Raw genomic sequence first — 4,301 nt, forward strand, 5'->3', positions numbered from 1 at the left:
TAATGAAAAAGGGTGACCCGTTCAGTCGTTATTGACTTTTGGGTCACCCTCTTTTTCCGAATTATCTTTTAAAATACACATATTTCGGCTCAGTAGGCACATAATCGTCATTGTCCCATAGCGTACTCGTAATCATTAAATCGGCACTATAACGGTTACAAGCAATAGGTACATTATGAACCCGACACTGACGAAGCAACATCTGAATGTCCGCTTCATGCGGTTGGGGATTCAAATCATCGATCAGAAAAACAGCCAGATTTATCTGATGCTTTACTACCATCGCCGCAATCTCCGCATCTCCACCGAGAGGTCCGGAATTCATGCAGGTTATATCTGCCTTTATCCCATGTTCATCAAACGCTTTTTTAATCAAACTTCCGGTAGTACCGGTACATACCAGATGATGTTTGGAAAGCAATTCGGCGTTATGCACCGCCCATTCGACCAAATCGGCCTTACGATTATCATGAGCAACCAATGCAATAGTCAATGTTTTATTCATAATCAACACCTTTTTAGTTAATAACAAAGATAATGAATAATTTGTTATTCTATCATTTCAGTAACACGAATCTGATAGAATAAATAACTCTTTATTACATCTGACCGGCAACCGAAGTATAAAATTTATCTCTGACAAAATATTTGCAAGCAACCTCTTGTAGTTCCTCTGCCGTTATAGACTGAACCGTCATAAATTGTCGGTCATAATATTCAAAATCGAGTTGATTCGCAATCAAAGAAATATAAGCATCACAAATAGAAAACGGACCGTCGAAAATACGAGCTAACTCTCCCGACAGATAACTTTTTACCATTTTCAGTTCTTCTTCAGGCACTTTTTCTTCCCGTAACCTCTCTATTTCATTGAATACCTCTTCTATCAGAGGCTGTACATATTCCGTACCGGTCTGCGTCGACACAGAAAGGTAAGCATCTTCTTTCAGCCCGATTACAGAAGATGATATTCCGTAAGTAAAACCTTTATCTTCGCGAATATTCAACATAAGACGACTTCCGAAATATCCACCTAATACAGTATTCAGAATTCTGAGCTTCATATAATCGGGATGAGTTCGGCTGATTACCGGCATACCGATTCTCACAGCCGACTGCAAAGCTCCGGGTTTCTCAAAATATCTGAAATGTTCTTTTGAACGGACAATCGGATAATTCTTTTGCTCGGATTTTATCACCGGAGATTCCCTCTTTTGCCCGAAACAATCGGAAACTCTATCAATCATAGACTCTGTAACTTTCCCCGAAATAACGATCTTGCAATGTTCAGGACAATAAAAGTCTCTATGATATATCTTCAAATCTTCTATGGTCAAACGATCGTAGTCCTCAACTTCTACCGGACGGCCATAAGGATGATCTTTCCCGAATAATTGTCCGAAAAATTCCCGATTTACTAAAGTCTGCACCTTTTCTTGTTCAACCAATAATCTTTGCTTACTCCGTTCTATATATGTCCTAAATTCTTTCTCCGGAAACATAGGTTCATAAATGACAGACTCAAGTATAGGCAACACTTCACCGAAACTCCGGTTCAGCGAATAGAGTGTCATATATGAATTGTGATAAGATACGGAACTTTGCAACCATGCTCCGTAAAAATCGAGTTTTTCTGCAATATCCACAGATGTCAGTCCCCTACAACCTTCCCTCAACATAGCATTAGCAGCTTCTGCTGCTAACGGAACATTCTGTTCATATCGTCCGGCATTAAACATTATATCGATACGGTTCACTTCCTGATCTCCCATATCGATCACGTATAACGGCACTCCATTCGGAAGAATACGGCAATCTGCCTTAGGCAACGTTAATAAATCGAAGTCATGTATTTCCGGCTCTGTTTTCCGGTCAAGCATATTTATAATCTCCTATAATAAATCATTTTTATTTTTCAGATAAAATCTCAAAGAAACTCTATAAATATTTCAAAGCTCTTTCAAGATCCTCCGGCGTATCGATCCCTATCGTTTCTTGCGTAGTAATTCCCACCTTGATACGATAACCGTTCTGCAGCCATCTCAATTGTTCCAACGATTCGGCGATCTCCAACGAAGACTGAGGCAACGCAGTTATTTCAGACAATACATCTGCCCGGTAAGCATACATTCCTATATGTTTATAAAAAACATGATGATCGAGCCATGTGTCATATTTATAATTACGAATATACGGAATAATAGAACGGCTGAAATAAAGAGCTTCATTCCGATTATTCAGTACGACTTTGGGAGAATTGCTATTGAACAAAGCATCAAAACCGTCTTCTTTCGTAAACGGCTTTACCAAAGTTGCGATTTGCGTTCCCTCAGATTCAAAACACTCCATAATCGCCTCTATTTGCCGAGTCTGTATAAATGGTTCGTCGCCTTGTATATTGATAATGACATCTTCTCCTTCTCCTATACGGGAATAGGCCTCGAAACAGCGATCCGTACCGCTTTTATGATTTTCAGAAGTCATCACGACCTTTCCCCCGAAAGAGTGAACCGCATCAAAAATACGCCGGTCATCCGTAGCCACATAAACCCGATCCAGCACAGTCTTTACTTGTTCATATACTCGTTGAATCATATATTTGCCTTTCATATCGGCAAGCGGTTTTCCCGGAAACCGGGTCGAAGCATATCGTGCCGGAATAATTCCTATAAATTTCATAAGTCTTATTTTTATTTTTCTTTACTATCGATAGTTACCACATATAATTGTGCATTCTCCACCTTTACTACCCGTACGGGCGTTCCTCGTTCAATAAATTTATTATATAAAGAAACGGCATCATAATCATCTTCTCCGATGCGAACTTTTCCGGAAGACCTCAAGATGGTTACTGTCACACCCTCTTGACCTACCATATCCATATACTCCGAAGATACTGCAATAAAACCTTTTTCCACAGATTGGGATGAATCTAATGCAAGATGATGCAAAATCCCCTTACGCCCGATTTTATGAGACAGATAAATCATCAAAATAAAAGCACAGACAAGTCCGGATATTACGGTAAAAATACCACGATTCATTTCTCGAGAAGATACCCCTTCAAAATCAAAATCCACATTATTTACCAACGCAAGAACAAGCCCGGCAAACATGCAAATAATACCCAATATACCCGCCACTCCAAATCCGGGAATCACAATCAGTTCCAAAATCATCAAAATAATTCCGGCAATGAATATCAAAATCTCCCAACTTGCAGCCAGTCCGTCCAGATACAAAGGTGCAAAATAAAGTACGGCAGCAATCAAGGCGGCGGCAGACGGAAAACCGATGCCGGGAGTTTGCAGCTCAAAATAAATTCCTCCGATAATTATCATTACCAAAATCGCCTGCAACGCCGGATTGAGCAAAAAACCGACAAGATCATCATATACAGACGGTTTGAATGTCTGCAACGTATATTCCGGCACACCAAGCCGTTCGGTCACTATTTCATGAACATTATTCACGATTGCTTCATTATATCCCCATTTTAGAGCTTCCTGAGCTGTTAACGTAAGGACTTTGGTAGAATCGTCCAATCCGGGGACAACGATTCGAGTATCGACCATCGCCTCCGCAATAAGAGGATCTCTTAACCATTTGATAACCGTATCGCCAGACAAGGTAATTGTCGTGTCTTTTCCGTGAGCCTCGGCAGTAGAACGAATCGTCGCCCGCATATAAGACTGGTACTTATCCGGCATAGCCGCCCCTGTCTCATTCACAACGGTTGCAGCACCGATATTTCCTCCGGGACGCATGTAAATACTGTCACAAGCTATGGCGATCAGCGCACCGGCGGAGGCCGCATTATTATCGATAAAAGCATATACCGGTATCGCACTGTTCAAAATAAGGGTACGTATAGAATCTGCATGAACGACAGTTCCTCCATATGTATTCATATGCAATATTATTCCTTGCGCATCATGATCTACAGCTTCTTTATAACCGCGTTGCATATACCTCCACGTAGTACTCCCGATCTCTTTTTTAATATCAATCTTATAATACAACGGTTTTTCACCGGAATATCCTACCTGAATGTAAGTAAATAGTGAAATAATAGTTATAATCCAGAACTTTTTCATCACTTATACGTTATATAAAAAGATGTGTCCGATTTCAACAGATGGATACAGATTATTTCTGTTATCCGCTTTTCTTTCGGAACACATTGCCGAAGTTACGATTTTTATTCAGAAAAAAGCGAATAAAAACGACAAACTCGGGTCTTGGAATCAAAATTCGACCATTGAACATAAATTATTTATGCGAATCAGCAGTTGAAAACA

General features: G+C 40.1%; 4 protein-coding genes. All 4 read right to left on the minus strand.

The genetic code is table 11. From position 1 onward, the window contains the following. Positions 1-61 precede the first annotated feature (61 nt). Positions 62-505: a methylglyoxal synthase gene (locus AC1WHX_RS10815; RefSeq protein ID WP_009316617.1), complete on the minus strand. Its 444-nt coding sequence runs from the start codon at positions 503-505 to the stop codon at positions 62-64. 94 nt (positions 506-599) lie between these two features. Then, positions 600-1,880: a M16 family metallopeptidase gene (locus tag AC1WHX_RS10820; RefSeq protein WP_009316616.1), complete on the minus strand. Its 1,281-nt coding sequence runs from the start codon at positions 1,878-1,880 to the stop codon at positions 600-602. A 58-nt stretch (positions 1,881-1,938) separates the two neighbouring features. Further along, the gene (gene kdsB / locus AC1WHX_RS10825) at positions 1,939-2,679 is read right to left on the minus strand and encodes a 3-deoxy-manno-octulosonate cytidylyltransferase (RefSeq protein ID WP_122337410.1); all 741 of its coding nucleotides are present in this window, start codon (positions 2,677-2,679) and stop codon (positions 1,939-1,941) included. Positions 2,680-2,690: 11 nt separating this feature from the next. After that, positions 2,691-4,097, minus strand: coding sequence for an NfeD family protein (locus AC1WHX_RS10830; protein WP_122337411.1), 1,407 nt, complete (start codon positions 4,095-4,097; stop codon positions 2,691-2,693). Positions 4,098-4,301 lie beyond the last annotated feature (204 nt).

This window comes from Coprobacter sp., from assembly GCF_982436375.1.